The sequence below is a fragment of the Kitasatospora sp. NPDC127116 genome, assembly GCF_042677365.1.
GTDB classification, from domain to species: Bacteria; Actinomycetota; Actinomycetes; order Streptomycetales; family Streptomycetaceae; genus Kitasatospora; species Kitasatospora lactacystinica.
The window spans coordinates 1-3,955 of sequence record NZ_JBHXTL010000070.1 but is presented as its reverse complement, the minus strand read 5'-3'; the positions used below and the strand labels follow the sequence as shown (position 1 = coordinate 3,955).

The following is a 3,955-nucleotide window of genomic DNA, read 5'->3' as shown; positions in this document are numbered from 1 at the left end:
ACCCCCCCCCGGCCCCCCCGCCCCGGGTCCCCCCCCGGGGGGGGGGGGGGGCCCCCCGCCCCCCTCGCCCCCCCCCCACGCCCCCCACTGTCCCCGGGGCCCTCCCTGATCACGTACCGTGTTCGCACCACCACAGGTTTGGGTACGTACCTCGGCGCGCCCGACGGCCGGGCGCCCACCGAGCAGGAGACCCAGCGGCCCATGGATCACAACCGCATCCCCCCGACCGTGCGCAAGACCTACGGCACCGATGATCTGGCCAAGGTCGCCAGTTTCGCCGGAGGCTTCATCAATTTCGGTTACTGGCAAGGGATCGACCTCGCCGCCCCGACCACCGAGGACCGGGTGCGCAGCCAGGAGCAGCTCTACCGGCGGGCGTTGCGGGAGTTCCCCGAGCCGCGCGAACGGCTGCGGCTGGCGGAGGTGGGCTGCGGGCGCGGGCTGGGCTCGGCGCTGGCACTGCGGGAGTTCCGCTTCGCGGGGGTGACGGGGGTGGACATCCACCCGGACCAGATCGAGCGGGCCCGCGCCGTCAACGCGAGAGCCCTGGCGACGTACCCCGATCGGCTGGCGTACACCCTCGGATCGGCGGACGAACTCCCCTTCTCCGACGGCTATCTGGACGGCGTCTTCTCCGTCGAGGCGGCCCAGCACTTCCGCGAGCTGACCGGCTTCGCCCGGGAGTCGGCCCGCGTGCTGCGCCCCGGCGGCCGGCTCGTCGTGACCACCTTCTTCACCGCCCCGGGCGCCGACATCGCCGAACGCCTCAAGATCCTCCTCGCCAGCTTCGCCGACGGCCTCGACGTCGCCCACCCCCTCGACGACTTCACCGCCGCCCTCACCCGCTCCGGCTTCACCGACATCACCACGGAGTCCATCGGCGCCAAGGTCTGGCCGGGCTTCGACCGCTACCTCGTCGACGTCGTCCCCACCGCCCACTGGTCCCGCAACTTCCTCACCGCCTGGCGCGACGGCCTCGTCGACTACCACGTCGTCACCGCCATCCGCATCTGATCCGCCGCCGGGCGCCGCGACACCCGACCCGATCCGACCCGGGCACCGCTCACCGAACCGACCCGGGCACCGCCCGGTGCCCGCCGGCCGCCGGATCCCGGCCGTGCAGGCCCGGCACAGCGGTGGGCGCTGACGGTCAAGCCCGCCGGCGCCGTCGCCACTAGCGTTCCCGGGCAGGGAGCGAGGGGCTCTCCCGGGACCGCCCGACGACATCGACCGCCCCCGTACCGTCGCGTCGTCGGGCCTCCCGACAGGGTGCGACGAGGCGGACAGGTGGTACGTCGATGACCGGGACCGACGGCGGACGGGCCGGCGAGGCCGGCGGTTCGGCCTGGTCGCCGCTGCGCCGACGGGTCTTCCGCGACCTCTGGCTGGCCCAGTTCACCTCGAACGTCGGCAGCTGGATGCAGACCGTCGGCGCCCAGTGGCTGCTGGTCGGGCACGGCGCGGCCCAGGTGTCCCTGGTCCAGCTCGCGGCGGGCCTGCCGGTGCTCTTCCTCGCCCTGCCGGCCGGCGTCCTCGCGGACCTCGTGGACCGGCGCCGCCTGCTGCTGGCCATGCAGGCCGCCATGGCGCTGGTGGCCGCCGCACTGGCCGTGCTGGCGTTCACCGGACGGCTCGGGCCCTGGACACTGCTGGCGCTCACCTTCCTCCTGGGCTGCGGGAACGCGCTCAACGGCCCGGCCTGGCAGGCGGTGCAGCCCTCGCTCGTCCCCCGGGACGAGTTGCGGCAGGCCGCGGCGCTGGGCGCGGTGAACCTGAACCTGGCACGCGCCGTCGGCCCTGCCCTGGGCGGGCTCCTCATCGCCGTCCTCGGCGTCGGCTGGACCTTCGCCGTCAACGCCGCGTCCTTCCTCGCGATCCTGGCCGTGCTGGCGACGTGGCGCCCCGGTACCCCGGCGCGGGTGCCGCGGCCGGGCCAGGAGCGCGAGCACCTGATCGCGGCCCTGCGGGCCGGCGGCCGGTACGTCCGCAGCGCACCCCGGATCCGCCGGATCCTGCTGCGCAGCGCCCTGTTCGTCCCCGGCGCCTCCGCCCTGTGGACGCTGCTGCCGGTGTCCGCGCACGAGTCCCTCGGTCTCGGTGCGGCCGGGTACGGCCTCCTCCTGGGGGCCGTCGGGCTGGGGGCGGTCGCGGGCGCGGCGGCGCTGCCCGCGCTCTCGCGACAGGTCGGCGGCAACGGCGCGCTGGCCCTCGCCGGGGCCGTCTTCGCGGGCACGCTGGTGACCCTGGCCGTCGGCGCGGGCGTGCCGGTCGCCTTCCTCGCCCTGGTCCTGGCGGGAGCGGCGTGGATCACGGCGCTGTCCACCCTGAACGCGGGCCTGCAGGTCGCCCTGCCGGCGTGGGTGCGGGCCCGGGCCTCGGCCTTCTACCTGCTCGTCTTCCAGGGCGGCAGCGCCCTCGGCGCGCTGTGCTGGGGACAGGTGGCCCAACACGCCGGTGTGTCGGCGGCGATGCTCCTTGCGGCCCTGGTCCTGCTCGGCGGGGTGCTCTCGTTGCGACGGCTGCCCCTGCCGGGCGGCCGGACCGATCCGACGCTCTCCGAGGCATGGCCCGAGCCCCGGCTGACCGTCGAGCCGGCGCCGCAGGACGGGCCGGTCCTGGTGACCGTGACCTACCGGGTGCGGGCCGAGCGGGCCCCGGCGTTCGTCACGGCGATGCGCAAGGTGGAGTCCTCCCGGCGCCGGACGGGTGCGGTCAGCTGGGGCCTGTACCGGGACGCCGCCCGGCCGGAGCAGTTCGTCGAGACGTTCACCGTGACGTCGTGGTCGGAGCACTGTGCCCAGCACCACGGGCGCTACACCGGCACCGACCGCGCCTTCGAGACCGACGCCCGCGCCCTGCTCACTGGGGAACCGACCGTCACCCACGCCGTGATGGCGCACGACCGCGACGCGTGACGGACCCTCCGTCCCGTTCCCGCGAACAGAGCGCAGGCACGGGCACGGGCACGACAGCATTCGTACACATCAGGACAAATCCGCTGTCCTCTCCGCTCATAGCCTCGTGGAGCGATCCCGGCCCGCCGCTCCGCGAGCGGCCTCCCCGACGACGCCGAGTACCGAGAGCACGTCCCGAGAGCACGTTTCGAGGGCACGTCCCGAGAACAAGGAGCGACATGATGACGGCAGTGGTGACGGAAGAGCAGCGCGCGCACGGTCCGGACCCGACGGCGGCCGGCACCGGGGGCGAGCCGGACCTGCACGCCATGACCCGGATCACCATGCGACCCATCGCCTCGCCGATGCCGCTGGGCTTCTTCACGGTGGCCATCTCCTCCGTCGTGACCAGCAGCCTGCAGCTCGGCCTGATCGACAGCGCCCACCGGCAGGCCGTGGCGCTCACGGTCTTCTCCGCCTTCGTGCTCCAACTGCTGGTCAGCATCCTGGCGTTCGGCGCCCGTGACGTCATCGCGGCGACGCTGATGGCCGGGTTCGCCGGAGCCTGGCTGGCCAACGGCCTGGTCACGTCGACAAATGCCCACGGCGGCGCGCAGGTGCTGGGAGTGATGAACCTGGCGTTCACGGTCTTCGCCGCCCTGATGGCCTCGGTGGCCAGGCCGAAGCGGGTGCTGTGGCTGCTCCTGATGATCGCCGTACCCCGCTACTTCGTCGCCGGCCTCCACGGCGTCTCGGGCGTGTCCTGGCTGGGCCACGTCGCCGGAGCGCTCGGCATGCTGCTCGCGGCGGTCGCGATGTACGCGGCCTACGCCCTGATGCTGGAGGAGCTCCGGGGCCGGGAGGTCCTGTGGATCGGGCGCAGCGGTCCGGTCCGCGAGGCCATGCACGCGGGTCTGACCGGCCAGCTGCAGCGGCTGGAGCAGCAGGCGGGCGTACGCCGGACCCTGTAGCCGGCCCGCCCCGTCCGACCGCCCGGATCCGACGGCGTGACGCGAATCGGCTGTGCCCCCTCCCGGAGGACCCTCGGGTTCCGGGGAGGG

At 74.4% G+C, this 3,955-nt stretch carries 3 protein-coding genes; all 3 read left to right on the top strand.

Annotated features, from left to right (window positions below):
- The first annotated feature begins 201 nt into the window (after nucleotides 1–201).
- Nucleotides 202–1,014, top strand: a complete 813-nt coding sequence (locus ACFVHV_RS25855; protein ID WP_380353824.1) for a class I SAM-dependent methyltransferase — start codon at nucleotides 202–204, stop codon at nucleotides 1,012–1,014.
- Between the two features lie 284 nt (nucleotides 1,015–1,298).
- The gene (locus tag ACFVHV_RS25850; protein WP_380353822.1) at nucleotides 1,299–2,915 is read left to right on the top strand and encodes an MFS transporter; all 1,617 of its coding nucleotides are present in this window, start codon (nucleotides 1,299–1,301) and stop codon (nucleotides 2,913–2,915) included.
- 218 nt (nucleotides 2,916–3,133) lie between these two features.
- Entirely contained in the window at nucleotides 3,134–3,865 is a 732-nt protein-coding gene (locus ACFVHV_RS25845; RefSeq protein ID WP_380353820.1) for a GPR1/FUN34/YaaH family transporter, read from the top strand.
- The last annotated feature ends 90 nt before the right edge of the window (nucleotides 3,866–3,955 follow it).

Bases quoted from the DNA above. Each gene is read 5' to 3' on its own strand.
- ACFVHV_RS25855 (WP_380353824.1), top strand. From the start codon at position 202: ATGGATCACAACCGCATCCCCCCGACCGTGCGCAAGACCTACGGCACC.
- ACFVHV_RS25850 (WP_380353822.1), top strand. From the start codon at position 1,299: ATGACCGGGACCGACGGCGGACGGGCCGGCGAGGCCGGCGGTTCGGCC.
- ACFVHV_RS25845 (WP_380353820.1), top strand. From the start codon at position 3,134: ATGATGACGGCAGTGGTGACGGAAGAGCAGCGCGCGCACGGTCCGGAC.